This is a genomic window from Streptomyces sp. SN-593, assembly GCF_016756395.1.
Lineage (GTDB): Bacteria > Actinomycetota > Actinomycetes > Streptomycetales > Streptomycetaceae > Actinacidiphila > Actinacidiphila reveromycinica.
In genome coordinates this window covers 8397853-8424811 of the sequence record NZ_AP018365.1, presented here as the reverse complement: position 1 = coordinate 8424811, position 26959 = coordinate 8397853, and the positions used below count along the sequence as shown (strand labels likewise).

23 protein-coding genes are annotated in these 26959 nt (G+C 72.8%); 11 read left to right on the top strand and 12 right to left on the bottom strand.

The genetic code is table 11. From position 1 onward, the window contains the following. Positions 1 to 393 precede the first annotated feature (393 nt). The 5 genes from araA to RVR_RS35500 all read right to left on the bottom strand — a co-directional run bounded on the left by araA (position 394) and on the right by RVR_RS35500 (position 6412). Positions 394 to 1899, bottom strand: coding sequence for an L-arabinose isomerase (gene araA / locus RVR_RS35520; RefSeq protein ID WP_202238153.1), 1506 nt, complete (start codon positions 1897 to 1899; stop codon positions 394 to 396). Then, a complete protein-coding gene (locus RVR_RS35515; protein WP_202238151.1) occupies positions 1896 to 2657 on the bottom strand; it encodes an L-ribulose-5-phosphate 4-epimerase in 762 nt (253 codons plus the stop codon). Before RVR_RS35515 ends, araA begins: the two co-directional genes overlap by 4 nt. Before the next feature lie 85 nt (positions 2658 to 2742). Next, positions 2743 to 4407 carry a ribulokinase gene (gene araB, locus RVR_RS35510; protein WP_202238149.1) on the bottom strand — a complete coding sequence of 555 codons (1665 nt, stop codon included), beginning with the start codon at positions 4405 to 4407 and terminating at the stop codon, positions 2743 to 2745. Between the two features lie 378 nt (positions 4408 to 4785). Then, a complete protein-coding gene (locus tag RVR_RS35505; RefSeq protein ID WP_202238147.1) occupies positions 4786 to 5847 on the bottom strand; it encodes a LacI family DNA-binding transcriptional regulator in 1062 nt (353 codons plus the stop codon). A gap of 220 nt (positions 5848 to 6067) precedes the next feature. Further along, positions 6068 to 6412 (bottom strand): winged helix-turn-helix transcriptional regulator, encoded by a 345-nt coding sequence (locus RVR_RS35500; protein ID WP_202238145.1) that lies wholly within the window; start codon positions 6410 to 6412, stop codon positions 6068 to 6070. Between the two features lie 83 nt (positions 6413 to 6495). On the opposite strand from RVR_RS35500, the gene RVR_RS35495 reads away from it, so the two are divergent. From RVR_RS35495 to RVR_RS35475, 5 genes are all read left to right on the top strand, one after another. Continuing rightward, entirely contained in the window at positions 6496 to 7425 is a 930-nt protein-coding gene (locus RVR_RS35495; protein WP_202238143.1) for an NADP-dependent oxidoreductase, read from the top strand. Between the two features lie 385 nt (positions 7426 to 7810). Beyond that, the gene (locus RVR_RS35490; protein WP_202238141.1) at positions 7811 to 8659 is read left to right on the top strand and encodes an oxidoreductase; all 849 of its coding nucleotides are present in this window, start codon (positions 7811 to 7813) and stop codon (positions 8657 to 8659) included. Positions 8660 to 8796: 137 nt separating this feature from the next. After that, positions 8797 to 9456 (top strand): TetR/AcrR family transcriptional regulator, encoded by a 660-nt coding sequence (locus tag RVR_RS35485; protein ID WP_237405169.1) that lies wholly within the window; start codon positions 8797 to 8799, stop codon positions 9454 to 9456. Positions 9457 to 9508: 52 nt separating this feature from the next. Beyond that, entirely contained in the window at positions 9509 to 10051 is a 543-nt protein-coding gene (locus RVR_RS35480) for a GNAT family N-acetyltransferase (RefSeq protein ID WP_202238138.1), read from the top strand. Positions 10052 to 10356: 305 nt separating this feature from the next. Further along, on the top strand, positions 10357 to 11985 hold the full coding sequence (locus RVR_RS35475) for a cellulase family glycosylhydrolase (protein WP_202239646.1): 1629 nt from the start codon (positions 10357 to 10359) through the stop codon (positions 11983 to 11985). Between the two features lie 105 nt (positions 11986 to 12090). On the opposite strand, the gene RVR_RS35470 is transcribed toward RVR_RS35475, so the two are convergent. The 4 genes from RVR_RS35470 to RVR_RS35455 form a co-directional block, all read right to left on the bottom strand. After that, a complete protein-coding gene (locus RVR_RS35470; RefSeq protein ID WP_202238136.1) occupies positions 12091 to 13692 on the bottom strand; it encodes a discoidin domain-containing protein in 1602 nt (533 codons plus the stop codon). A gap of 219 nt (positions 13693 to 13911) precedes the next feature. Next, positions 13912 to 14745, bottom strand: a complete 834-nt coding sequence (locus RVR_RS35465; protein WP_202238134.1) for a phosphodiesterase — start codon at positions 14743 to 14745, stop codon at positions 13912 to 13914. A gap of 128 nt (positions 14746 to 14873) precedes the next feature. Next, a complete protein-coding gene (locus tag RVR_RS35460) occupies positions 14874 to 15083 on the bottom strand; it encodes a DUF397 domain-containing protein (RefSeq protein ID WP_202238132.1) in 210 nt (69 codons plus the stop codon). Beyond that, entirely contained in the window at positions 15080 to 15931 is an 852-nt protein-coding gene (locus RVR_RS35455) for a helix-turn-helix domain-containing protein (protein ID WP_202238130.1), read from the bottom strand. The genes RVR_RS35460 and RVR_RS35455 overlap by 4 nt, the downstream gene beginning before the upstream one ends. A gap of 387 nt (positions 15932 to 16318) precedes the next feature. Between RVR_RS35455 and RVR_RS35450 the strand changes: the two genes are divergently transcribed. After that, complete coding sequence (locus tag RVR_RS35450) at positions 16319 to 17203, top strand: helix-turn-helix domain-containing protein (RefSeq protein WP_202238128.1); 885 nt, start codon at positions 16319 to 16321, stop codon at positions 17201 to 17203. A gap of 12 nt (positions 17204 to 17215) precedes the next feature. Here the strand turns inward: RVR_RS35450 and RVR_RS35445 are convergent, their stop codons facing one another. After that, complete coding sequence (locus RVR_RS35445; RefSeq protein WP_202238126.1) at positions 17216 to 17503, bottom strand: antibiotic biosynthesis monooxygenase family protein; 288 nt, start codon at positions 17501 to 17503, stop codon at positions 17216 to 17218. 309 nt (positions 17504 to 17812) lie between these two features. Here RVR_RS35445 and thrS point away from each other — a divergent pair, with 309 nt between their 5' ends. Next, positions 17813 to 19081 carry a threonine--tRNA ligase gene (gene thrS / locus RVR_RS35440; protein ID WP_202238124.1) on the top strand — a complete coding sequence of 423 codons (1269 nt, stop codon included), beginning with the start codon at positions 17813 to 17815 and terminating at the stop codon, positions 19079 to 19081. 103 nt (positions 19082 to 19184) lie between these two features. On the opposite strand, the gene RVR_RS35435 is transcribed toward thrS, so the two are convergent. Together RVR_RS35435 and wrbA are read right to left on the bottom strand one after the other, a co-directional pair. Further along, a complete protein-coding gene (locus RVR_RS35435) occupies positions 19185 to 19775 on the bottom strand; it encodes a lytic polysaccharide monooxygenase auxiliary activity family 9 protein (protein WP_202238122.1) in 591 nt (196 codons plus the stop codon). A gap of 180 nt (positions 19776 to 19955) precedes the next feature. Continuing rightward, positions 19956 to 20558: an NAD(P)H:quinone oxidoreductase gene (wrbA, locus tag RVR_RS35430; protein WP_202238120.1), complete on the bottom strand. Its 603-nt coding sequence runs from the start codon at positions 20556 to 20558 to the stop codon at positions 19956 to 19958. 508 nt (positions 20559 to 21066) lie between these two features. Here wrbA and RVR_RS35425 point away from each other — a divergent pair. From RVR_RS35425 to RVR_RS35410, 4 genes are all read left to right on the top strand, one after another. Continuing rightward, on the top strand, positions 21067 to 22911 hold the full coding sequence (locus RVR_RS35425; protein WP_202238118.1) for a peptide ABC transporter substrate-binding protein: 1845 nt from the start codon (positions 21067 to 21069) through the stop codon (positions 22909 to 22911). 10 nt (positions 22912 to 22921) lie between these two features. Then, on the top strand, positions 22922 to 23875 hold the full coding sequence (locus RVR_RS35420) for an ABC transporter permease (protein WP_237405168.1): 954 nt from the start codon (positions 22922 to 22924) through the stop codon (positions 23873 to 23875). Then, positions 23862 to 24791, top strand: a complete 930-nt coding sequence (locus tag RVR_RS35415) for an ABC transporter permease (protein WP_202238116.1) — start codon at positions 23862 to 23864, stop codon at positions 24789 to 24791. Before RVR_RS35420 ends, RVR_RS35415 begins: the two co-directional genes overlap by 14 nt. A gap of 68 nt (positions 24792 to 24859) precedes the next feature. Next, positions 24860 to 26947: a dipeptide ABC transporter ATP-binding protein gene (locus RVR_RS35410; protein ID WP_237405167.1), complete on the top strand. Its 2088-nt coding sequence runs from the start codon at positions 24860 to 24862 to the stop codon at positions 26945 to 26947. The last annotated feature ends 12 nt before the right edge of the window (positions 26948 to 26959 follow it).

The following is a 26959-nucleotide window of genomic DNA, read 5'->3' as shown; positions in this document are numbered from 1 at the left end:
CCACCGGGCGGAGCGGTCGACGTTCACAGCCGCAAGGGCCCGAACCGTCTACACCAGTCGTGACGGGCTCCTGTCACCCGCCGCCATAGAGTGTTAGCGCTCACGGAATCACCGTCAAGATGTTGAGCCGAGAAAAACGGCGCGGATCGCCGACGGGTCGCCCCACGTCGCGGCGGACACGCCGAAACGCGCGCACACGCCCCCGCCCGGCCCCGACCACCCACGGCGGGCCGGGTCCTGACGGGGGAAATCGTGTACGCGCACATGCACGCCCGGGTCCACAAACCGCCACGGGTGGGCCGTCGCAGGGGCCCGACGCGGCGGGACCGACGGGTGAGCCGGACGGGCGACCGGACGGGGGGCCGGACGGGCGCCGGTCGCGCGGAGGCGCCCTCACAGCCCCCCGGCGAGCTTGTAGTACGCCTGGTTCCAGCGGATCTCCTTGGCGAACTGGCGGATGTCGGTGCCCTCGTCGATGAGCAGCAACTCGGTGCGGAGCATGTCGGCGAGGTCGGCCAGCTCCTCGGTGCCGACCGCGGTGGACAGCACCGTGTGGTGCGGCCCGCCCGCGGTCAGCCACGCCTCGGTCGACGTGCGCAGGTCCGGCGTCGGACGCCAGACCGCGCGCGCGACGGGAAGCCTGGGCAGCGGCTCCACCGGGGCCACCACGTCGATCCGGTTCGCCACCAGCCGGAACCGGTCGCCGACGTCGGCCAGTCCGACCACGACGGCGGGCCCGGGCGCGGCGTCGAAGACCAGGCGCACCGGGTCCTCGCGGCCCCCGATGGACAGCGGGTGGATCTCGCAGCTCGGCCGGTCCGCGGCGATGCTCGGGCAGACCTCCAGCATGTGGGCGCCCAGGATGAGTTCGCTGCCCGGCGCCAGGTGGTAGGTGTAGTCCTCCATGAACGAACTGCCGCCCGCCCGGCCGGTCCCCGCCGCCTTGAGCGCGTACAGCAGCGCGGACGTCTTCCAGTCGCCCTCGCCGCCGAAGCCGTAGCCGTCCGCCATCAGCCGCTGCACCGCGAGCCCGGGGAGCTGCCGCAGCCCGCCCAGGTCCTCGAAGTTGGTGGTGAACGCGCCGAACCCGCCGTCGTCGAGGAAGGACCGCAGTCCCAACTCGATCCGGGCGGCGTACCGCAGGGAGTCGTGCCGGTCTCCCCCCGCGGCGAGTTCGGGAGCGAGCCGGTAGTCGTCGGCGTACCGTGCGGCCAACTCGCCGACCGCGGCGGCGTCCACCGCGTCCACCGCCGCCACCAGGTCGTTGACGCCGTAGGTGTTGACGGACACGCCGAGCCGCAACTGCGCCTCGACCTTGTCGCCCTCGGTCACGGCCACGTCGCGCATGTTGTCGCCGAACCGGGCCAGCCGCAGGGTGCGCATGGCGCCGTATCCGCGGGCGGCACGCATCCAGGCGTGGATGCGGGCGAGCACCCCGGGGTCGGAGACGTGGCCGGCGACCGTCTTGCGGGCGACGCCGATCCTGGACTGGATGTACCCGAACTCGCGGTCGCCGTGGGCGGCCTGGTTGAGGTTCATGAAGTCCATGTCGATGGTGGACCACGGCAGTTCGACGTTGGCCTGGGTGTGCAGGTGCAGCAGCGGCTTGCGCAGCAGGTCCAGCCCGGCGATCCACATCTTGGCGGGCGAGAACGTGTGCATCCAGGCCACCAGTCCGACGCACTGCGGCGCGGAGTTGGCGGCGAGCACCACCTCGGTGATCGCCGCGGCGTCGGTGAGCACCGGCTTCCACACGGTACGGACCGGGGCGTCCGGGGCGGCGGCGAGCCGGGCGCAGATGTCCGCGGACTGCTCGGCGACCTGCGCGAGGGTGTCGTCCCCGTACAGCCCCTGGCTGCCGGTGAGGAACCATATCTCGGGTGCGGCGGGCGATGTCATGCCTGGGACTCCTTGCCGACGGACGGCCCCTGCTGGCCGTACACGTTCTGGTAGCGGTCGTGCAGCCGGTCGATCGCGGCGGGGTCGATGGACAGCGGGACGCCGAGCTGGCGGGAGATGTGCACGCTGCGCGCGACGTCCTCGCACATGACGGCGGCCTTCACGGCGGCCCGGGCGTCGGCGCCGACCGTGAACACCCCGTGGTTCTGCATCAGCACCGCCGGGGACCGGTGGCCGGCCAGCGTCTCGACGATGCCCCTGCCGATCGAGTCGTCGCCGATCATCGCGAACGGCCCGACCGGTATCTCGGCGCCGAACTCGTCGGCCATCGCGGTCAGTACGCACGGCACCGGCTCGCCGCGCGCGGCCCACGCGCACGCGTACGTGGAGTGCGTGTGCACCACACCGCCGACCTCGGGCATGTGCCGGTAGACGTAGGCGTGGGCGGCGGTGTCGGACGACGGCGCCAACTCGCCCTCGACCACGTTCCCGTCGAGGTCGCACACGATCATGGCGTCGGGCGAGAGGCGGTCGTAGTCCACACCGCTCGGCTTGATCACGAACAGGTCGTGCCCGGGCACCCGCCCCGACACGTTGCCGGCCGTCCACACCACGAGCTGGTAGCGGACCAGTTCGCCGTGCAGGTCGCTGACCTGGCGGCGCAGGTCGGCGACGTCGGGCCCTGGCCGCCGCCCGTGGGGTTCCTGCTGCTGTTCCCGTTCCCGTCGCCGCTGCTGCTGCCGGGGGTTGCTGCTCATGGCCATTCGGACCTCGCAGGTGGGTGAGCGTGGGTGAGCGTTAACAAACAGGGGTGAGCGCTAACAACACGGTGGTGCGAGCGGATCAGGACGCGGCCGCCGCCTCGTCGCGCAACGCGCGCAGGCGGTGCATCGCGCCGCTGCCGCCCCGCCCGAAATGGTCGTGCAGCTCGCGGTACTCGGCGTACAGGCGGTCGTAGGCGGCCGCGCGGGCCGGGTCCGGCAGGTAGGCACGGCGCTCGATCCGGCCCATCGCGGCCGAGGCGGCACGGATGTCGGGGTGCGCGCCGGCGGCCACGGCGGCGTGGATGGCCGAGCCGAGCGCCGGCCCCTGGTCGGAGCCGAGCAGGTTGACCGGGCGCCCCAGCACGTCGCTGTAGGTCTGCATGAGGAAGCGGTTGCGCAGCAGCCCGCCGGCCGCGGTGAACTCGGTCACCGGCACCCCGGCCTGCTCGAACGCCTCCACGATCGTGCGGGCGCCGAACGCGGTCGCCTCGATCAGGGCCCGGTAGACGTCCTCGGGCCGGGTGTCGAGGGTCAACCCGACCAGCAGCCCCGACAGGTGGTGGTCCACCAGCACCGAGCGGTTGCCGCTGTGCCAGTCCAGCGCGACCAGGCCGTGCGCGCCCACGGCCTGGGCCGCGGCCTTCTCGGTGAGCAGCTCGTGCGCGGAGACGCCGCGCCGGCGCGCCTCCTCCTCGTACGGGTACGGGTTCGCGGTCCGCACCGCCCAGGCGAAGAGGTCGCCGACGCCGCTCTGGCCGGCCTCGTAGCCCCACAGGCCCGGGACCACGCCGTCCTTCACCACCCCGCACATGCCCGGGACCTCCCCCAGGACGTCGGAGTTCATGATGTGGCAGGTCGAGGTGCCCATGATGGCCAGCATGTGGCCGGGGTCGAGCGCCTGGGCCGCCGACGACGTGACGTGGGCGTCCACGTTGCCGACCGCCACCGGTGTCCCGGGCCGCAGACCGGTCCACTGCGCCGCCTGGGCCGTGAGGCCGCCGGCCGCCGCGCCGAGCTGCGCGAGCGGGTGCTCCAGCTTGGCGGTGAAGTCCGCGAACCGCGGGTGCAGCGAGGCGAGGAACTCCGCGTCGGGGTAGCGGCCGTCCTGCCGGATGCCCTTGTAGCCGGCGGTGCAGGGGTTGCGGCTCTCCGCCCCGGTGAGCTGCCACACGATCCAGTCGGCCGCCTCGATCCACCGGTCGGCGGCGGCGTAGACCTCCGGGTCCTCGCGCAGCACCTGGAGCGCCTTGGCGTACTGCCACTCGCTGGAGATCTTCCCGCCGTAGCGGCGCAGCCACGCCTGGTCGCTCTTCAGGGCCTGTTCGACGATGAGGTCGGCCTCGGGCTGAGCGGCGTGGTGCCGCCACAGCTTCGGATAGGCGTGCGGCCGGTCGGCGAGGTGCGGCAGTTCGCTGAGCGGGACGCCCTCGGCGGTGGCGGGCAGCACCGTGCAGGAGGTGAAGTCGGTGCCGACACCCACGACCTGCTCCGGTCGCACCCCCGCGGCGGCCAGCGCGCGCGGCACCGCGGAGCGCAGCACGTCCCGCCAGTCCTGGGGCACCTGGAGGGCCCAGTCCGGCGGCAGGGCGCGACCGCCGGGCAGCGCGTGGGCCAGCACCCCGTGGGGGTACTCGTGCACCGCGCTGCCCAGCTCGCGCCCGTCCTCCACGGCGACGACGAGGGCTCGGCCGGAGAGCGTCCCGAAGTCGATGCCGACGGTCACGGCGGGTGGGTCGGTGGTCATCTCTGCCTCCAGTCGTACGAGGGCGCCGGGCGCGGGCGGGGCGCCCGGCGGCTGCTCGGGTCGGGTAGGGACGAGGTGGTTCGGGACGAGGTGGTTCGGGGCGGGGTCGTGGGCCGGGGCCCCGGTACCGGACGGGTCGTCGGGACGGGACCGGGCGGGTCGTCGGGACCGGGTGGTTGCCGGGTGGAAGGGCCCTCGGGCGGGCCGGGACGGGACGCCCTCGGCGCACGAGCCGCTGCCTCCCCCCGTGCGGGCCACCGGAGCGGGGCCGCCGTACGCCGCTCCCGCTCCGGTGGCCCGCCCGGGCCCGCGTCCGCCGCGGCGGCACCCCGTCCCCCACCGCGGACCGGCGGCTGTCAGGGGCCGCCGGCCTGCGGGTCAGGACGGGGTGCTGCTGCGGCGGACGATCAGCCGCGGCTCGATCACCACGCGCTCGTCGTCGCCACCGGCCGCCCCCTCCTCCAGCCGGCTGACCAGCAGCCGGATGCTGGCCTGGCCGACGGCGGTGAAGTCCTGGCGCACCGTCGTGAGCGGCGGCGCGAAGTACTCGGCCTCGGGGATGTCGTCGAACCCGGCGATCGCCACCTGGCCGGGCACCGAGAGCCCGGCCTCGCGGAAGGCCCGCAACACCCCCAGCGCCATCTGGTCGTTCGCCACGAAGACCGCCGACAGGCCGGTGGCGCCCGGGCGCGCGCCGCGCGCGACGACCCGGCCGGCCAGTTCCTGCCCCGCGCGGTACCCCGACAGCGGCGTCCAGTCGCCGATCAGCGGCTCGGGCACCTCGGCGCCGGCCTCCTCCAGCGTCGCGCGCCAGCCGACGGCGCGGGCCTCGGCCTCGAACCAGCTCGGCGGCCCCGCGACATGCCACACGGTGCTGTGCCCGGCGGCCAGCAGATGGCTGGTGACCAGGCGCGCCCCGAGCCGCTGGTCGACCGAGACCCCCGGTATGGGCAGCGAGTGCCCGCCCTCCACGGTCACCACCGGGAACGGCAGCTTCAGTTCGGCGAGGGCGCTGACGGCGTCGCGGTGCGGCACTATCACCACGATGCCCTCCACCCCCCACTCGCTGAGGTGGTCGATGGCCTCGCGCAGCGCGGCCGCGGTGTAGCGGCGCAGGGTGACCGCGGAGACCATGTAGCCCTCCTCGCGGGCGGCCTCCTCCAGTCCGAACAGGGTGCTCGACGGGCCGAACAGCGTGGGGTTGCACGCCACGACGCCCAGGGTCAGCGTCCGGCGGGTCACCAGCGCGCGCGCCGAGGAGTTGCGGCGGTAGCCCAGCTCCTCGATCGCCCGCTGCACGTCGGCCCGGGTCGACTCCCGCACGTTCGGGTGGTTGCTCAGCACCCGGGAGACCGTCTGGTGTGACACTCCGGCCAGTTGGGCGACGTCCGCCATCGTGGGCGCCCTTCGCCTTCCGGCGCTCTCCGCAGTCTGCGACATGACCCTCCGATCGGTGACGAGGTCATTGTTAGCGTTCACAGCGAGGGCGTCAAGGTCGTGACGGCAATCGGGTGGGGATGCGTCCGGCGTGCGCACCGCTTGTGCGCGGTCACCGCGGTGACCGGCACCGTTCAGCCCGACCGGCCCCGTCCGGGTGAGGAGGCACGGGGCGGCGTGGGGCGGCTCAGCCGTGGTGGTCGACCTGCCCGGGGGCGGCGTCCTAGGCGTCGAGCACCGCCTCGCCGTTCGCCCGCGCCCACTCGGCCAGCACGTGGATGGGCTCGGCCAGCGTCGCCCCGAGCGCGGTCAGCTCGTACTCGACGCGGGGCGGCGCCTCGGTGTGGGCGTGGCGGCGGACGAGGCCGTGCGCCTGGAGCCGACGGAGCGTCTGGGTGAGCACCTTGCGGGAGATGCCGCCGATCAGGTCGATCAGCTCGCCGTGGCGCACCGGGCCGCGGCTGAGGCCCGCGAGCACGACCACCGTCCACTTGTCGGCGATCAACTCGACCGCGAGGCGCGCCGGGCAGTCGGCGAGGAACTGGCCACCGGGACCGTAACCGCTCATGGCCCCAAGGTACCTGCCGGTTCCTGTCGGAAACCTAGCCTGGACGTCCTCCCCCCTTTCCACGATCCCCAGCCAGGAGAGCCATGCGAGTCATCACCCAGCAGACGGTCGGCGGTCCCGAGGTGCTCACCGTCGTGGACGCGCCCGAGCCCCGGCCCATCCCGGGCGAGGTCCTCGTCCATGTCAGGGCGATCGGGCTCAACCCGCTGGAGGCGCGCCTGCGCGCCGGCGAGTTCCCGCTGATCGGCCGGCCGCCGTTCGTCCTGGGCTGGGACATCAGCGGCGTGGTCGCGGACGCCCCGCAGACGTGGCGGCTGCGGCCCGGCGACGAGGTGTTCGGGATGCCGATGTTCCCGCGGGCGGCCAACGCCTACGCCGAGATGGTGGCCGCGCCGGCGTTGCACCTGGCGCGCAAGCCGGCGTCGCTCTCGCACGCCGAGGCCGCGGCGCTGCCGGTCGTCGGGCTGACGGCGTGGCAGGGCCTGGTCGATCTCGGCGGCGTGGCCGAGGGCGACCGCGTCCTGGTCCACGGCGCCGGGGGCGGCGTCGGCCACGTCGCCGTGCAGATCGCGAAGGCGCTCGGCGCGTACGTGGTCGCCACGGCCGGCGGCGGCAAGCGGGAGTTCGTGGAGGAGTTGGGCGCCGACGAGGTGATCGACCACACGGCGGCCGACTTCGCCGAGGCGGTGCGCGGCATCGACCTGGTGCTCGACACGGTCGGCGGCGACACCGTCGAGCGGTCGCTCGCGGTGCTCCGGCCGGGCGGCCACCTCGTGACGGCGGTCGCCGAGGAGGACACCGACCTCGTCGCCAGGTACGAGGCGGCCGGCATGCGCTTCAGCGGCATCGCGGTCGACCCCGATCCGGTCGGGTTGCGCGGGCTCGTCGCGCTCGTGGAGCAGGGCAGGCTGCGGGTGCACGTGCAGCGGACGTTCCCGTTCGAGCGGGTCGCCGACGCGCACCGACTGCTCGACGGCGGCCACCTCCGGGGCAAGATCGTCCTCACCGTGTGATCCGGGGCGTCCGCCGGGGTTGCCCGATGGGATGTGCGCCGGGGCTGTTCGGTGGGACGTCCGCCGGGAGTGCCGCCCGCGTCCGGTGGGCGACCACCCCGGGCGGGCGGCGGCCCTCCGGCGTACGAGGCGGAGGGTGCGGGGCCACCCGGGTCCGGCCCGCGCTGTACGAGAACGGGTCACGCCGCCCGTTCCGCCCGTTCCGCCCGGGTCAGCACGTACGCCACGTCGCCGCGCTCGGCCCCCTCGACGGGCCGCGGCTGCGCCCCGATCCCCGGGGGCAGCCGCACCCCGAAATCGACACCACGACGACAAAAATCGACGCGGTGTAGACTTTTCGTGTGAGGGGCGGTCCGGCTCCTCACACGACCCTCCTGGAGGAGCAGTGCAGCAGCAGAACTGGCTCATCACCGGCGTCAGCACCGGCCTCGGCCGGGCGTTCGCCGAAGCGGCGCTCCACGCCGGGCACACCGTCGTCGGCACGGTCCGCTCGGAGCGGGACGGGGCGGCGTTCGAGGCGCTGGAGCCCGGGCGCGCCCACGCCCGCATCCTCGACGTGACGGACGACGGCGCCGTCCGCGACACCTTCGACGAGGTGGAGCGCACCGTCGGCCCGCTCGACGTCGTCGTCGCGAACGCCGGGTACGGCCTGGAGGGCACCTTCGAGGAGACCCCGCTGGCGGAGGTGCGCCGGCAGTTCGAGGTCAACGTGTTCGGCGCGATGGCCACGCTCCAGGCCGCGCTGCCCGCCATGCGCCGGCGCCGGCGCGGCCACCTGATGGCGGTCACGTCGATGGGCGGTCTCATGGCGGTGCCCGGCATGTCGGCGTACTGCGGCAGCAAGTTCGCCCTGGAAGGGGTCCTGGAGGCCCTGGGCAAGGAGGTCGCGCAGTTCGGCATCCACGTCACCGCGGTCGAGCCGGGGTCCTTCCGTACCGACTGGGCCGGCCGGTCCATGACCCGCGCGGAGCGCACCGTGGACGACTACGACGCGCTGTTCGCCCCGATCCGCGAGGCACGGCAGAAGGCGAGCGGGAACCAACTGGGCGACCCGGCGAAGGCCGGGGAGGCGGTCGTGCACATCACCTCCGTCGAGCGGCCGCCGGCCCACCTCGTCCTGGGCTCCGACGCGCTGCGGCTGGTGGGCGCGGGGCGTGCGGCCGTGGACGGGGACATCCGCGCGTGGGAGGCGCTGTCGCGGACGACGGACTTCGCCGAGGGGGCGCAGCTCTGATGCCCGGGCGGGAGTCCGACCGGAGGACGGCGGCCGAGCCCGCTCCCGTGTCCGCACCCGAGCCCTCGCCCACGTCCGCACCCGCGTCCGCGTCCCAACCCGAACCGGCGCCCCCGTCCGGAGCCGACCCCCGCGCCGTGTCCGGGCCCGCACGCGGCCGGCGTGCGGGCGAGCGCAAGGGCGACCTGCGGGAGCGGGCGATCCTCGACACCTGCGAGGCCCTGCTGGCGGCCAAGGGCTACGACGCGGTGACCGTCGGCGACATCGCCCAGGGCGCGGGCATCACCCGGGGCGCCCTGTACTTCTACTTCGGCTCGAAGCAGGAGGTGGTCACGGCTCTGGTGGCCCGCACCGTCGAGCACCTGTGGGAGCGGTCCAGGAGCACGGCCCGCACCGAGGACCCGCGCCAGGCCGTGGCGGCGGCCCTGCGGCGCACGGTGGAACTGTGGACCGACCACGGCCTGGTCATGCGCACCGCGATCGACCTGTCGCTGACCGTCCCGGAGATCGGCGCGCTGTGGGACCGTACGGCGGACCTGTTCATCGCGGCGATCACCTCCGTGCTGGAACGGGCCGGGGTACGGTCCGGCGCGGGACCGGACGGGGCCGCGGCGATGGGGCGCGCGCTGTGCTGGATGATCGAGCGGAGCTTCTACCACGCCTCGCAGGACGCCGCCCGGGACGACGGCTCGGGGGACGGCGTGGGGGACGGCGCGGGGCGCTCCTCCGACGCGCTCCAGGAGGCGTCCGCGACCTGCGAGCACATCTGGCTGACCTGCGCCGGCCTGGCCCGCTGAGGGGGACGAAAAGGGTTTGCCGCAGTTCGCCCCCACCGGATAGGAAGCTCGCATGCTACGAGGCGGCAAGGTCGGGCTGCGGGCCCGCCACGAGGACGACTACCCGGTCCTGCGGGACGAGATGTACAACGACGTGGTCCACTCGTCGCGGTCGAGCACCAACCCCTGGCGGCCGATCCCGGTCGGCGCGAAGGACCCGCGCCTGGAGGCGGAGGGCAAGGACGACTCCATCGTCCCGTTCGCGGTGGTGGACCTGACGGACGACTCGCTGCTCGGCACCGCCTCCGTGTGGGGCATCGACCGCCACAACCGCTGCGCGCACCTCGGGATCGGCCTGCGCCCGGCCGCGCGCGGCAAGGGGTTCGGCACCGACGCGGTGGCGCTGCTCTGCCACTACGGCTTCGTCGTACGCGGCCTGCGGCGGCTCCAGTTGGAGACCCTGGCGGACAACACCGCGATGCTGCGGGCGGCGGAGCGCAACGGCTTCGTCCGCGAGGGAGTGCTGCGCGCGAACGCGTACGTGCTCGGCGAGATCCTGGACGAGGTCGTCCTCGGCCTGCTCGCCGACGAATGGCCCCAGCCTCCGCCCGCGTAACCGCCCCCGCCCGCGTAACGGCTTCCCGGCGGCCACCCGGACCCTCACGGCGGAGCACCGGCCGCCCCGCGTTCGTACCGAGTCCTGTCCGCCCCCTTGACGACGCGCTCGCGGCGTCGCTTTCATGCACCGTGGATATGGGAGCGCTCCCATATCCATGCGTCCGCGTTCCCCCACGACCTCAAGCGTTCCGTCCCCCCACCGAGAGGAATCGCACCGTGGTCACCACATCCAGCCCACCCCCCACCGCCCGCCGACGGGCCCGCTGGCTGGCGGCGTCGGCGGCCGCCGTCACCGCGACCCTGATGGTGCTCGCCGCCCTCCTCGGGCAGGCGACCGCCACGGCCGCCGCCACCTCCACCGCCGCCACGGCAGCCGCATCCCCCGCCGCCACGAGCACGGGCTACTGGCACACCAGCGGCCGGCAGATCCTCGACGAGAACAACCAGCCGGTCCGGATCGCCGGCGTCAACTGGTTCGGCTTCGAGACCGACAACCACGTGGCGCACGGCCTCTGGTCACGCGACTACAAGAGCATGATCGACCAGATGAAGTCGCTCGGCTACAACACGATCCGGCTGCCGTACAGCGACGACATCTTCAAGCCGGGCACGATGCCCGACAGCATCAACTTCTACAACATGAACCAGGACCTCCAGGGGCTGACGTCCCTCCAGGTGATGGACAAGATCGTCGACTACGCGGGGTCGATCGGGCTGCGGGTCATCCTGGACCGGCACCGGCCGGACGCGAGCGGGCAGTCCGCGCTCTGGTACACCGCGTCGGTCCCGGAGAGCACCTGGATCACGGACCTCAAGGCGCTGGCCGCCCGCTACCAGGGCAACCCGGCCGTGGTCGGCATCGACCTGCACAACGAGCCGCACGACCCGGCCTGCTGGGGCTGCGGCGACACCACGATCGACTGGCGGCTGGCCGCCGAGCGCGCCGGGAACGCGGTCCTGGGGGTCAACCCCGCCCTGCTGATCTTCGTGGAGGGCATCCAGACCTACAACGGCACCTCCGGCTGGTGGGGCGGCAACCTGATGGGCGTCGGCCAGTACCCCGTGCAGTTGAACGTGGCCGACCGCGTCGTGTACTCCGCCCACGACTACGCCACCAGCGTCGCCCAGCAGAGCTGGTTCACCGACCCGAGCTTCCCCGCGAACATGCCCGGGATCTGGGACAAGTACTGGGGCTACGTCTTCAAGCAGAACATCGCCCCGGTGTGGGTGGGCGAGTTCGGCACCACGCTCCAGTCGACCGTCGACCAGCAGTGGCTGAAGGCCCTGGTCGCCTACATGCTGCCGACCGCGGGGAACGGCGGAAACAGCTTCAACTGGACGTTCTGGTCGTGGAACCCGGACTCCGGTGACACCGGCGGCATCCTCAAGGACGACTGGCAGACCGTCGACACCGTCAAGGACGGCTACCTGGCGAGCATCAAGGCTCCGGGCTTCGGCGGCACCGGCACCACCGGCGGCACGTCGGCCGGGACATCCTCGGGGACGTCCTCCGGGGCGTCGAGCGGTACGTCCTCGGGCACCTCATCCGGGACGTCTGCCGGTACGTCGGCCGGGACGTCGAGCGGCACCTCGGCCGGCAGCACCAGCGGCAGCACGGGAGGGACGGGCGGCGGCGGCTGCACCGCGGCCCTCCACGTGGACAACCAGTGGGACAGCGGGTTCACGGCCACCGTCACGGTGACCGCCGGCGCCGCCGCCGTGAGCGGCTGGACCGTGACGTGGACGTGGCCCGGCAACCAGCAGGAGACCAGCGCCTGGAGCGCCGACGTCAGTCAGGCCGGCGGCACCGTCACCGCGAGGAACCTCTCCTACAACGGGGCCGTCGCCGCCGCCGGCTCCACCACCTTCGGCGTCCAGGGCACCGCTTCCGGCGCCTTCACCGTGCCCGCGCTGGCCTGCACCGCTTCCTGACGGTCCGTCCCGCGACAAGGGTGCCGCCCAGCGGCCCCGGACCGGTGGAGCCCGCGGCCGTCGCCGCCCCTCATGGACGCGCCGACGGCCGCGGGTTCCCGCACGTCAGTAGCCGATGGCCGTGGCCGCCACGTCGCGCATCGAGGCGGCGGTGGCCGCGGGGAGGTACAGGTCGGCGAGGGTCCTCGGCGACTCGTGGAAGAGGATGCCGTAGAGGGTCGCCGCGTCGAGGTAGATCGCGGTGTCGTCGGGGTGCTTGCCGTCGGAGACGATCAGGTAGGAGGTGCCCTTGGACGCGATCAGCGTCTCGAACGTGTCGCTGACGGGCGCGACCAGGTTGGCCGTCGGCAACCCGCCCGACAGGGCCGCGTAGTTGGTGTCGATGGCGGCCACGTCGGCCGCGCGGGTCGGGAACGGCGAGGGGTCGACCAGGGCCCAGTCCTTGAACAGCACCACCTTGCCGCCGGGTTTGAGGGCCCGGGCGAACGCCGGCGCGTAGGTGTTCATCAACGCGCTCGTGGCAGCGGCCGGGTTGGTGGCCACGAGGGTGCTGTACTCCTGGAGCACGATGTAGTCGTACGTGGTGGCACCGCTGAGCGCGGCGGTCACCTCGCCCGCGTCATAGGTCTGTTGCAGGGTGTTCCCGAAGTGGATGACCTCGGTGGTGCGGACGGTACGGCCGGCCGCGGTCGCCAGGTGCTGGACGAGGGCGGGGGTGTCCTCACCGCTCGCCGACGTGGCGGTGCCGATGAGGCTGTTGCCGATGTACAGCACGTCGAGCGGCTTCGGCGCCACCGCTGTCGCCGACACACTGAAGTGGACCGTCAGCGGTGCGCCGCGGGTGCCGCCGGAGGCGTCGGCTCCGGCGTACGCCTGCACCGTCAGCGTGTAGGTGTCCGGTGTGGCGAGCAGGGGGCAGTCGACGTAGTCGTTGCACAGGAAGTAGGGCGCCGTGTTCTCGGTGCGGGAGGCGGACGTGCCCTTGGCACCGGTGAGTTGGAAGACCACGCTGCCCGCGGTCGCCCCCTGCGCGAGGGTCGCCTGAATGCTCAGGCGGGTGTTCGACAGCCGGGTGAGGTCCACCACGGAGCCGTCCACGAGGGGGCTGAGGCCGAGCACCGGCTTTCCGGACGCGTCGTTCACCAGGCTCACCGCGGCGATCGTCCGGTCGGGTGCGGCGGGGACGCCGAGGACCTGGAACTCCCATACGGAGTAGCCGTAGGCGGGCAGCGCGCGCTGGGCCAGGTCGATCCGGACGTACCGTGCGGAGCCGGAGACCGGCAGGTTCTGCTGGCCGCCGGTGCCGGTCGTGGTGGTGTAGGCGGTCGTGAAGGTGGTGCCGTCGGTCGAGAGTCGGATCGAGAACGCCTTCGCGTAGGCGCTCTCCCAACTGATGTCGACGCCGTCGAGCGCCGTCGTGGCCCCCAGGTCGACCTGGAGCCACGCGGTGGCGGTGAACGCGCTGGACCAGCGGGTGCCGGAGTTCCCGTCCACCGCGGCCGACGCGGGGAACGCGGAGGACTCGGTCGAGGACACGGTGACGGGCTTGTTCTGGGAGACGACACCGTCGGCGGCCTGGGCCGGTGCGGGGGTGGCGGCGAGGTACGTCCCGAGCAGCGCCAGGAGGGTGACCAGAAGCGCGGTGGCTCTGGCCGGGAAGGACCTCGGGCGATCGGGGGCCGTACGGTCCGGGCGGAAGTGCGCCATGCGGGGCTCCTGAGTGGGGGGCGGACGGGCGGACACGCGCGGTTCGGAGAGCGCTCTCCGTACCGGATTGCAGAGTACGGCGACGCGCGTGCCCCCGGCACCCCCGCGGCGGCCGGCGGTGGTGGGGCGCCGCACGGGGTTCCACGCCCCAGGTTCACTCCAGGGCCACGGAGTCCTCATCCTCCTCGGCAACCAGGGCGAACGGGTCAGCTCCGGGGGTCAGGGCTTCGGGGGCTGCGGGATGGGGACGGCGTGGGTGACCCACGTGGAGCCGGGGGCGCCGTGAGGGCCGGGGGCGCCGTGAGGGCAGGAGGCGCCGTGAGGGCAGGAGGCGCCGTTCGAGAGGTGGAGGAGGAAGGAGGCCGGGCCGGGGAGGAAGTCGGGGACGCCGCCGCGCTGGTCAAGGCTGCTCTGCTCGTAGGTACTGGTGGCGGTGGTCACGACGCTCCCAGCGAAGGCCGCGGTGATGGGGCGGTGCAGGTGGCCGGCCAGGACCCTGGCGACGTTGCCGTGGCGGGCGAGGACGGCGGCGAACTCCTCGGCGTCGTCCAGGCCCATCCCGTCGAGGTAGGGCACGCCGACCGTCACCGGCGGGTGGTGCAGGCACACGAGCGCCGGCGTGTCCGGCCTGCGGGCCAGGACCCCGTCCAGCCACTCCAGTTGGGCGGCACCCAGGTGCCCACCCGGTGCGTGCCGCACGTTCGAGTCCAGCACGACGAGGGTGAAGGCGGGGTGGTCCACCGCGTAGTGCGCCCGCGTCCCCCCGCCCACGAAGCCCGTCCCGGCGAACTCCGCCAGCAGCGCTTGCGGATCGTCGTGGTTGCCGACGGCCAGGTGCAGCGGCAGCGGGAAGTCCCGGAGGGCCTCCCGCAGGGCCCGGTACTCCTCCGGGGTGCCCCGGTCCACGAGGTCTCCGGTGATCACCACGCAGTCGGGCCGCGGGTCGAGCGCGAGGACCTGCCCGAGCGCGCGTTCCAGCGCTTCTGCCGGCGGCCCGGCGGAGGGTCCGGTCGTGAGGTGCGGGTCACTGAGGTGCGCGAGGGAGACGGTCACCCTCGAACGCTCCCCCGCCCGGGGGTTCCTGGCAATCGTTCACGCTCAGGGCGAACTCGCTTACCGGGCCCGGCCCTTCGTGTCCGCCCGCGGGTGGACACGAAGGGCCGGGCTGGCCACCGAACGGATCAGCCGAGCGGGAACTCCCCCGCCTTCACGCCCGCGACGAACGAGGCGAACGACGCCGCCGGGAAGGCCAGCACCGGGCCGCCCGGGTCCTTCGAGTCGCGTACGGGGACGACGCCGCGCGAGGCAACGAGGTTGGCGGCGACCTCGACGCAGGCGCCGCCGTTCTCACTGTGAGAGGACTTGAACCAACGCGGAGCTTCGGTCGTCACGGAGTGCCCTTTCGCAGCTCGCTGATCATCTCCACCGACGCCGCCTGCGACAGCGCTTCGGCCTGTAGTTGATGGTAGGCCGTCAGCACAGGGAGCACGAACGCACTTTCCCGCTCCAAGTGGCCGCGATGAGCGGACTCGGCGTACGACATCAGCGAGCGGTCGGGCTGGGTCAGGAGGTAGACCGGCAGACTGATCGGGCGACGGGTCCCCATGCTGAACGGTGCCACCTGGACGACCGTGTTCGGCAGGTCGGCGAACTCCAACAGCCGTCCGAACTGCTCGGCCATGACCTCGCTGCTCCCGATCGGTCGCCTGAGGCAGCTCTCGTCCAGCACCACGAAAACCACCGGAACCGGCTCCCGGGTCAGGGACGCCTGGCGTTGTGCGGTGAGCAGGTTCCGCTCCTCCCCCTGCTCGGGGGTGATCGCACCTCGCTTGACCGCTCCCGCTGTGAGTGCGGCCGCGTAGTCCGGGGTCTGGAGCAACCCCGGAATGACGCCGATCTCGTACAGTCTGATCTCCGCCGCCTTGGCCTCGTGCGCGACGTACTCCGGAAAGCCTTCCAGCAGGGCGTCCGACCGCGCGGCCCTGCCCTGGCGGGTGAGTTGGTCCCCGGTTCCCAACACCCTGTCAGCGCGGGTCGCGAAGCGGGGAGTTGGGGGTCGGCGACCGGTTTCCACCGCCGAAATGTGCGTCGGCGAATAGCCCATGCGTTCGCCCAGCTCATCCTGGGTCCATCCGCGGGCGTCCCGTAACGTGCGCAGACGCTCACCGAACGCCGCGACCGGCGAGCTCTCCGGCTCCAGTTCCTTGCGGTTCAACGGTTGTCTCAACTCCTCACTCATGTTGTACACGTTGAAGACGTCTGGGATTTCAGGACATTCTTGCTCTCGGCCGGTGGGGGAACAACTGCCGAATGGAGCGAGCTATGGCCATGACTCTGGCGGTGTACCGAATTGACGCGGAGTCCGGGAAGCGCGTGACCGTCAGGAAACGCCACAACGTTGCTCCGAAAAACGTCCCGACACGCTGGAGTTCCGCCTTTCCGCCCTGCTCCTGCGCACGCTGCCGAACGTCCGAACACGCCTGAGACCAAGCGGAGTTACCCCTTCAGTGGTTCCGCATCGATTCCGGGTCGGGGAGTGCGGCGGAAACTACGCACAATTACGCGTCATTTCGCGCCTACCGCGCCGCCACTATGACGAAGAACACATCGCGGAGAGGAGAACCGTATGACCGGCGACGGCGAAGACGACGGGAACGGGAACGGGAAAGAGCTCATCGACTGGGAGTGGCTGACCGCACGGGAGGTGTACGCGAGCGAACTCGCCTACCGGCGCCGGCAGTCCGGGATGACCCTGGTCCAACTCGCGGAACTCTGCCTGTACGAACAGTCCTACCTACACCGCCTCGAACGCGGAACGCGCCTCGGCACCGTCGAGGCCGCCGGCGCCCTGGACCGCGTCTACGGAACCGGGATGCTCCTGGTCAAACTCTGGCACCTGGCCAAACGCGAGGTACGCGACCGGCCCTTCCTGGGCCTGGCACCCCTGGAGGCCGAAGCCGTCGGCATCCAGGAGTACGCCCTCAGCGCCGTACCCGAACTCCTCCAGACCCGCGCCTACGCCACCGAACAACTGCGCACCGCACGCCCCGGCACCACCGCGCTCGCCGCACGCGTCGCCGCACGGATGGCCCGGCAGGCACGCCTCACCGACCCCGACCCCGTCCACTACCGCGCCCTGATCGACGAAGCCGTGCTCCGCCGCACGGCACGCGACCGGCACACCTGGACCGGGCAACTCGACCACCTCATCGAGGCCGCCCAACGCCCCGACATCTCCCTGCACGTGGTGCCGTTCGGCACCGGACCCCACCACATCCTCGGCTCCGTCGAACTCCTCTACTTCCCCGACGGCCGCACCGTCGCCTACACGCAAAGCAGCCTCGGCGGCCACCTCGTCGAAGAACCCGAGGACGTCGAACCCCTCCGCCTCGCCTACGACATCCTCCGCGACACCGCCCTCACCCCGACCGAATCCCTCACCTTCCTCCGCGCCCTCCGCGACCAGGCCCCCGGCAGCACCGACCGCCCGCCGGGTGGCGTGACGCCGTGAGCCGCGCAGGCGTCAGAGGGAACGGAGGGCCACCTCGAACACCTCGGCCGCCGGGGGCTCGACGCCGGCCTCCGCCTTCACCTGCGCGCGCGTGGCGGCGTTGCCCGCCTCCAGCCGGCGGAGGTCCTCCTCGCTGTCCCAGAAGGAGATCAGCAGCGCCTTGCCGTGCTCGCGGTCGACGAGGTACTGGAACCCCTTGTACCCGGGGGGTTCCGCGGCCGCGAGCCGCTCGCGGCCGACCGTGGCCAGTTCGTCGAGCTTCTCGGTCGGCTGGTGGAAGGTCTGGACCCGAGCGAACATGAACGGCGCCTTTCCGGTCTCCTGGAGCGGATCGCGCGTCGGGCGGCCCGCCCGTTCATGCTACTGAGCCCGGCCCGCCACGGTGGGAGCGCCCGTCCGCGGTAAACCGTTCGCGCGCCCCGCGGGCCCCTGTTAGCTTCTGCCGTATGAAGCGCGCCGCGATCAATGCGATGACGACGACGCCGGAGAGTGTCCCGGCGCGCTGACCGATGTCCTTCAGTCCGAAGCCCCGGGGTGGACGCCCCGGGGCTTCGTGCTGTCGTGGGCCGCCCCGCCTTCGCATCCCCCTCACCGCAGGAAGGCGGCACCATGAACGAGGGCCATGCCCAGAACGCACACGACGCCGTGCACGATCACCGCGAACTCGGCCGCGAGCTGGGCCTGTTCGGCAGCGACCCGCTGATCGGCGCGGGGCTGCCGTACTGGCTGCCGGACGGCGCCGCGGTGAGGCACGCGCTGGAGGAGTACATCCGCGGCCAGGAGCGCGCGGCGGGCTACCGCCACGTGTACTCCCCGGTGCTCGGTAAACGCGAGCTGTACGAGATCTCCGGTCACTGGGCGCACTACCGCGACGACATGTTCCCGCCGATGGAACTGGGCGGCGGCGAGCAGGTGGTGCTGCGTCCGAGCCTGTGTCCGCACCACGCGGTGCTCTTCCGGTCGCAGGCCCGCAGCTACCGCGACCTGCCGCTGCGCCTCGCGGAGCTGGGCGGCATGTTCCGCGCCGAACTGTCGGGTGTGCTCGCCGGGTTGACCCGGGTCCGGGCGATCCAGCTCAACGACGCCCACCTCTTCTGCACCCCGGAGCAGGTGGAGGAGGAGGCCGCGGGCGCGCTGGAGCTGATCGGGCGCGCGTACGCCGCGATGGGCATCCGTGCGGCCCGCTACCGGTTGTCGCTGCCGGGCCCGGGCGGCAAGTACGCGGCGGCGCCGGAGATGTGGCGGCGGGCCACCGAGGCGCTGGTCGGCGTGCTGGAACGGCTCGGCCTGCCCTACGAGGCGGAGGAGGGCGAGGCCGCGTTCTACGGTCCCAAGATCGACGTGCAGGTCCGCGACCACGCCGGGCGGGAGTCCACCCTGTCCACCGTGCAGGTCGACTTCCACCAGCCGGAGCGTTTCGGGCTGCGGTACGTGGGTGCGGACGGGGCCCGGCACCGGCCGGTGATGGTGCACCGCAGCGTCGTCGGCAGCGTGGAGCGGGCGGTGGCGCAGCTCGTGGAGGTGCACGGCGGGGCGTTCCCGGCGTGGCTGGCCCCGGTGCAGGTGGCGGTGCTGCCGGTCGCGGCCGAACAGGAGGCGGCCGCCCGGGAGTTCGCGGCGCGTTGTGTCGCGCTCGGGCTGCGGGTCGAGGTCGCGGACGCGCGTCAGGGGAGTCTCGGGGCCCGGGTCCGCCGGGCGCGCCTGGTGCCGTACCAGGGGGTGATCGGTGCGCGGGAGGCCGCGGACGGCCTGGTCGCGCCGAGGCTGCGCGACGGGAGGCGGCCCGCTCCGCTGCCCGGACCGGAGTTGGCGTCGCGGATCGCCGCCCTGGTCGGCGCGTACGGCGTGCGGCTGTGGGACGGCCCGGACGCCGGGTAGCGGCTGGGGCGCGGTGGGCGCGCTCCCCGTCGGGAGGAGCGCGCCCGCCGTGGAGCCGGTCAGCGGGCCGGGGCCCGCCGCGGCCCCGGGGGCCGGCCCCGGGTCAGAACTGCACGTCGGCGCAGGAGTAGAAGGCGTTGCCGGTGTCGGCGACGGTCCACACGCCGACGATGAGCTGCTTGCCGGTGTGGCCGGTGGGGATGGTGCCCTGGTGCACGACGGTGGCGGGCGGCTGGGTGCCGTTGTAGGGCACGGTCAGGAACGGGGTGGTGTCGATCTCGGACCGGGTGAGCGGCTTCGTGGGGTCGTAGCTGCTGTTGGTCATGTAGTAGGAGAAGTCGGTGGTGGAGTGCTGGGCGGTGAGCTTCCAGGTGAAGGTGTAGTTCTGGCCGCCGGTGACCTGGGTGGCGGGCCAGGCGCCGCCGCGCGGGTCGTCGAGCTGGGCGAAGCGGGCGTTGCCGCCGCTGCAGATGCTGCCGTCGGCGGGCCCGGCGGCCGGGAAGCCCTTGGGGCCCTCGACGCTCTGCGGTTCGTACTGGATGTCGCCGCAGTTCGTCACGGTGCCGGCGGCGCAGAGCGCGGCGCGGCTGGGCGGGGTGCTGACGTAGCCGTGGCTGCTCGCACTGCCGGTGCTCAGCGCGAAGGCGGAGGCGACGCCGACGCCGACCACCGCGGTGGCGATCTTCTTGCGCATGGTGGACTCCAGAGGTGTGGGGGGGACGGCCCTGGTCAGGTCTAGACCAGAGCGCACGCTAGTCACGAGAAATGGGCATGTCCACATCAGCAATCGGCCAATTCCCCCGCCGATCCGGCCCCTTCTGCCGCGTCGCCGGCCCGGTCACGCCCGATCGGGCCGCGACGGCGGGTCGGCCCGTCAGCCGGCGAGCCGGGTCGCGATGTCCGCCAGGTGCCGGCCCTGGTAGTGCGCCGCGTCCAGCGTCGCCCGGTCCGGCCCCTCGCCACCCCCGCTCGCCCAACTCGTGCCGTACGGGTTGCCGCCGGCCGCGAAGAGCACCGGGTCGGTGTAGCCGGGCGCCACGATGACGCAACCCCAGTGGTAGAAGACGTTGTTCAGCGACAGCAGCGTGGACTCCAGGCCGCCGTGGGCGTTCATCGCCGAGGTGAAGCTCGTGGCGGGCTTGTTGTGGAAGACGCCCGCCTGCCACTGCACACCGGTCTGGTCGATGAACTGCTTGAGCTGGGAGGTGACGTTGCCGAAGCGGGTCGGGGTGCCGAAGGCGTAGGCCGTGGCCCACTCCAGGTCGGCGAGGGTCGCCTCCCGCACCGTGTCCTTGGTGGCGTCCACGTGGGCGCGCCAGGCCGGGTTCGCGTCGATGGCCGTGTCGGGCGCGAGTTCGGGCACCCGGCGCAGGCGCACCTCGGCGTCCCGGCTCTCGGCCCCCTTGGCGACGGCCTGGGCCAACTGGTGGACGTTCCCGGTGGCGCTGTAGTAGATGACGGCAACTCGGACAGACACGCGCGCTTCTCCCGCCCGCTCGACAGTGATGCGGCGTCCGTCCCGGCGCGGCGCGCGCAGCGGGCCGCCGCCCGGTCGGACGCCCCAACTCTCCGCGCCGGCCGTGCCTTCGGCGGTGACCCTCGGCCCGCGCCGCCCGCGGTTCACCCGTACGGTCACGCGGGGCCGCCACCTGGGCCAGCCGCGCACGCTCGGGTCCGGCGCGCGGGGCGGGTCCGACCGGCCGGACCCGCACGCCCTGCCCCGCGCGCCGCACACGCACCCCAGGGCACAGGGAACAGTGACATACTCTCGCAGCACTCCCGCAACATTCGGCCACCATGCTGGTCGTGATCAACGAGCGCCCTCCCGCGGAGGCGGGGGTTCGGGACATCGACCGTCACGGCGCTTCAGCCCACCCGGGCCCGGGTAGATCCCTGGAGCCGTTGATTGTCGTGCACCTGCCATATGACACGTCGTCATCGGTCCCGATGCGGTGCCGCACGACTTGGGGAGGGCGATTCCACGCATGCGCGTGATCCGACGTACCAGAGGGGCCGCGGTCGCGGTGGCCCTGGCGATGGCCGCCGTGGCCTGCACCGGCGGCGGGGGCGGCGGCAGCGGCACCATCTCCGACGGCCAGCACGCCACCGCCAGCAAGCGCCCGGTGAAGAAGGGCGGCACCATCACCGTGGCCGCCGTGTCGGCGACGCCCGACTTCATCTTCCCGCTGGTACCGGCGACCAACCAGAACGGGTACAACGCCAACCTCTCCGAGGCGCTGTGGCCGTACCTCGTCTACGCCGGCGCCGGCGCCAAGTCGGAGGTGAACAAGGAGAAGAGCCTGTTCACCTCGATCGCCTACACGAACGGCGACAAACGGATCACCATCGGCCTCAAGGACTGGAAGTGGTCGGACGGCGAGCCGATCACCAGCCGGGACTTCACCTTCGTCTACAACCTGCTCAAGGCGAACGCCAAGAACTGGCAGGCCCACCTGCCCGGCCTCTTCCCGGACGACGTGTCGAAGGTGACCACCCCCGACACCCACACCGTGGTGCTCGACCTCACCCGGGCGTACAACCCGGACTTCTACACCGACGACGTGCTCAGCACCATCCCGCTGCTGCCCCAGCACGCCTGGGACAAGACCTCGGACACCGGCGCGGTCGGCGACCACGACACGACCACCGCGGGCGCGAAGGCGGTCTACTCCTACCTGCAGAAGGAGGGGGCGAAGATCAGCACCTTCGCCACCAACCCGCTGTGGCAGGTGGTCGACGGGCCGTGGAAGCTCAAGGAGTTCCGCAGCAACGGCTACTACAGCTACGTGCCCAACCCGGCCTACTCCGGCGCCTCGAAGCCGTCGGTCGACAAGCTCGTCATGCAGCCGTTCACCACCGACACCCCGGAACTCAACGCGCTGCGCTCCGGCGGCTCCCTCGACGTGGCCGGGCTGCCGCTCAACGACGTGAAGCAGGCGCAGGCGCTGCGCTCCAGCGGCTACTCGATCGCCAGCGTGCCCATCCCCGGCGTGGCCGGCATCCTGCCGAACCTGTACAACGCCAAGGTCGGCACGGTGCTCCGGCAGCTATACGTGCGCCAGGCCCTCCAGTACCTGATCAACGGCCCGCAGATCGTCTCCAAGGTCTACAACGGCTACGCGGACCCGGGCAGCGGACCGGTGCCGGTGAAGGCCACCAGCACCTGGGCGACCCCGTTGGAGAAGTCCGGCGGACCGTACCCCTACTCCCCCGCCAAGGCGAAGTCGCTGCTCCAGGCACACGGGTGGAAGGTGGTGCCCGGCGGCACCAGCACCTGCCAGGACCCGGGCACCGGCGCGAACCAGTGCGGCGCGGGGATCAAGGCGGGCCAGCCGCTGACCTTCCAGCTCCTGTACTCCTCGGGCCGGGCCACGACCGACGAGCAGAACGCCGCGGTCAAGTCCTCCGAGGCGCAGGCGGGCATCACCCTGAACTTGAAGGCCGAGCCGTTCAACACGCTGATCGGCACGATCGGCAACTGCACCGCCGCGTCCCACCCGTCGTCGACGTGCAGTTGGCAGCTCGCGGACTTCGGCTACGACCCGTACCCGCTCTACCCCAACGGCACCGGCTTCTTCGACACCGGCGGCTCCGGCAACCTCGGCGGCTACTCGGACCCGACCATGGACAAGCTGATCAAGGCCACCGAGTACGGCTCCTCGAAGACCGCGTTCTCCACCTACGAGGACTACGCGGCGCGCCAACTGCCCTGGCTGTGGGTGCCGTTGCGCAGCAGCCTGCTGGTCTACCGGAGCAAGCTGCAGGGTGTCGTGCCGCTCAACCCGTTCTCGGGCACGGTCGACTACGAGGACTGGGCCTACACCTCATGACGGCCACGCGGTGACGGCCTACCTGCTGCGCCGGATCGGCCAGGCGATCGTGGTGGTGATCGGCGTGATGGTGGTGACCTTCGCGCTGATCCACCTCGAACCGGGCAGTGCCGCCCGGGCCACGCTCGGCACCCGGGCGAACTCCGAGCGCATCGCGGTCTTCGACGCCGCCAACGGCCTGGACCGGCCGTTGGCGGCCCAGTTCCTGACCTTCGTCAAGCAGGCGGCGCAGGGCGACTTCGGCACGTCGTACTCCCTGCACCAGCCGGTGTCCACGCTCATCGCGCAGCGGCTGCCGCGCGACGCGGTGCTGCTGGGCATCTCCACCGTGCTGGCGCTGGCCGTGGCGCTGCCGATGGGCATCTACCAGGCGCTGCGGCGGGACCGCGCGGTCGACCACGTGCTGACCGTCGTGTCGTTCGTGCTGTACTCGATGCCGGACTTCTTCTTCGCGCTGCTGCTGGTCGCGCTCTTCTCGGTGCAACTGCACCTGCTGCCCTCGCAGGCGCCGCAGGCCGAGTCGGTCGGCGGCATCCTGTCCGACCCGCGCGGCCTGGTGCTGCCCGTGGTGACGCTCTGCCTGGTCACCGTGGCCGGGTTCAGCCGGTACATGCGCTCGTCGGCGATCAGCACGCTCGCCCAGGACTACGTCCTGGTCGCCCGCGCCAAGGGCCTGCCGGAGGGGCTGGTGCTGCGGCGGCACGTGCTGCGCAACTCCCTGCTGCCGGTGATCACCGTGCTCGGGCTGGCGGCACCGGCGATCGTCACCGGCGCGGTGATCGCCGAGTCGGTCTTCAACTACCCCGGCATGGGGCTGCTGTTCTACCAGGCCGCCACCAGCAAGGACTACCCGGTGCTGCTCGGCTCGACCCTCGTGGTCGGCGTGGCCACCGTCGTCGGCAGCCTGCTCGCCGACATCGCCTACAGCCTCCTCGACCCACGGATCCGCTATGACCACGCATGACACGCCGGCCGCCCCGCCCGGCGGAGCCGGGTCGGCCGGCGCGCCGGAGGCCGGTGCCCTGGCCGTGCGGCACGGTTCGGGGCGACTGACGGCGGCCGCCTTCCTGCGCAACCCGCGCGCCCTGGTCGGGCTGGGGATCGTGGCGGTGGTCGCCGCGTTCTGCTTCGTCGGGCCGCTGCTGTACCGGACCGACCAGGTCACCGTCCACCTCGACCTGGCCGAACTGCCGCCCGGCGGCGGGCACCCGCTCGGCACCGACGCCTCCGGCTACGACGTGCTGGGCCGGCTGATGGCCGGCGGCCGCTCCTCCCTCGAACTCGGCTTCGCCGTCGCGCTGGCCACCACCCTCATCGGCACCCTGTACGGCGCCTTCGCCGGGTACTTCGGCGGGTTCGTGGACGCGGTGATGATGCGGGCCGTGGACACCTTCCTCGCCATCCCCGGGCTGGTGCTGCTGCTGATCGTGGTCAGCATGTTCACGCCGTCCCTCGGGCTGATCATCGTGGTGCTGTCGCTGCTGTCCTGGCTGGGCGCGGCCCGGCTGGTGCGCGGCGAGGTGCTGACGCTGCGCACGCGGGAGTTCGTCCAGGCGGCGCGGATGATGGGCGGCACCGGTCGGCGGATCGTGCTGCGCCACCTGGTGCCCAACGCGGCGGGCGTGATCATCGTGAGCGCCACCTTCACCATCGCCGACTCGATCCTCACCCTGTCCGCGCTGAGCTTCCTCGGGCTCGGGCTGCCGCCCCCGCACGCCGACTGGGGCACGATGCTCACCGGCGGCCTCGACTACCTCTACGACGGCTACTGGTGGCTGGTGTACCCGCCCGCGGTGATCCTCATCATCACCGTCGTGGCCTTCAACCTGATCGGCGACGCCGTCCACGACGCGCTGGACGTCCGCCTGCACCGCACGTGACCGCTCCGCGCCCCGCCGCGCCCGCCCGCGGGCCGGCGGCGGGCGCCGGCGACGAATCGAGGAACGGCATGCCTCCCCTGCTCGACGTCCAGCACCTCACCACCCGCATTCGCACCAGCCGCGGTGTCGTGCGGGCGGTGGAGGACGTCTCCTTCCAACTGGAGGCCGGCGAGACGCTGGGCCTGGTCGGCGAGTCCGGCTGCGGCAAGTCCATGACCGGCCTGTCGCTCATGGGCCTGCTGCCGCCCGGCGGCCGGATCGCCGAGGGCTCCTCGATCCGGCTGGACGGCCGCGAACTGGTCGGCCTGCCCGCCCGGGAGCTGCGCAGGGTGCGCGGCAACGACATCGCGATGGTCTTCCAGGACCCGATGACGTCGCTGGACCCGACCAAGAGCATCGGCCACCAGGTCGCGGAGCCGGTGCTGCTGCACCGCGGCTGCACCCGGGCCGAGGCGGCCGAGCGTGCCGCCGAGGTGCTGGGCCTGGTCGGGCTGCCGCACCCGCGCGAGCGGCTCGACGACTACCCGCACCAGCTCTCCGGCGGGCTGCGCCAGCGCGTGCTGATCGCGATGGCGCTGGCCAACGAGCCCCGGGTGCTCATCGCCGACGAGCCCACCACCGCACTCGACGTCACCATCCAGGCGCAGATCCTCGCCCTGCTCGCCGACCTGCGGTCCCGGCTCGGCATGGCGATGATCCTCATCACCCACGACATGGGCGTCACCGCCGGGCACGCGGACCGGGTCAACGTGATGTACGCCGGGCGGATCGCCGAGAGCACCGGCACCGACCGGCTCTTCCACGGGATGCGGCACCCCTACACCCAGAGCCTGCTGGCCTCCGTGCCGCGGCTCGACCAGGACCCGGATCGGCGCCTGCCCACCATCCCGGGGCTGCCGCCGGACCTCACCGGCCCGGCGGACGGCTGCCGTTTCGCCGACCGCTGCGCGTACGCCACCGACCGCTGCCGCACCGAGGAGCCCGCGCTCACCGGGCCGCCGGAGCACCGCTTCGCCTGCTGGCACCCGACGGACGGGCCGCGGCCCGCGGCCGACCTGCCCGCGGCCCCGCGACCGGCCGGTCCGGCCGCACCCAAAGCAGCGGTCGCCGCGAGTCCCGCGGACGACCTCCGCAAGTCTGCCGTCCGGCCGCTGCTCGAAGCGCACGCCCTCGTACGGGAGTTCCCGGTGCGCGGGGCGCGGCTGCCCGGGCAGGGCCGCCGGGTGGTGCACGCCGTGTCCGGCGTCTCCTTCACCCTCGGCCACGGCGAGACCTTCGGGCTGGTCGGCGAGTCCGGCTGCGGCAAGACCACGCTCGGCCGCCTGCTGGTCGGCCTGGACCGGCCCGACGCGGGCACCGTCACCCTGGAGGGCACCGACCTGGGACAGGTGCGCGGCCGCGAGCTGCGCAGGCGCCGGCGGGACCTCCAGATGGTCTTCCAGGACCCGTTCTCCTCGCTCGACCCGAGGATGCGGGTCGGCGGCATCCTGCGCGAGCCCCTGCGCATCCAGGGCATCGGCACCGCCCGCGAGCAGAAGGCCAGGGTCGCGGAGCTCCTCGCCGAGGTCGGCCTGCCCGAACGGGGACTGGACCTGTTCCCGCACGAGTTCTCCGGCGGCCAGCGCCAACGCGTCGGCCTGGCCCGGGCGCTGGCCCTCAACCCGCGGCTGATCGTGGCCGACGAGCCGGTCTCCGCGCTGGACGTGTCCGTGCGCGCCCAGGTGCTCAACCTGATGAAGCGGCTCCAGGTCTCGCACGGCGTGTCGTACGTCGTCATCTCGCACGACCTCGCGGTGGTCCGCTACCTCGCCGACCGGATCGGCGTGATGTACCTCGGCCGGCTGGTGGAGGTCGGCAGCGCCGACGACATCCACCTGCGCGCCGCGCACCCGTACACCGCGGGCCTGCTGGAGGCCGTGCCGGTGCCGGACCCGGCGGCCGAGCGGGCCAAGCGCGGCACCGGGATCACCGGCGAACTGCCCAGCCCGGCGGCTCCCCCGTCCGGCTGCCGCTTCCGCACCCGGTGCCCGCTGGCCACCGACCGCTGCGCCGCCGAGGAGCCCGCGCTGCGCTCCTTCGGGCCCGGCCACACCGCGGCCTGCCACTTCCCGCTGCGCGGCCCCGTCGCCGAGGAACCGCTGTCCGCACCGGCCTGACGGCCCGCCGCC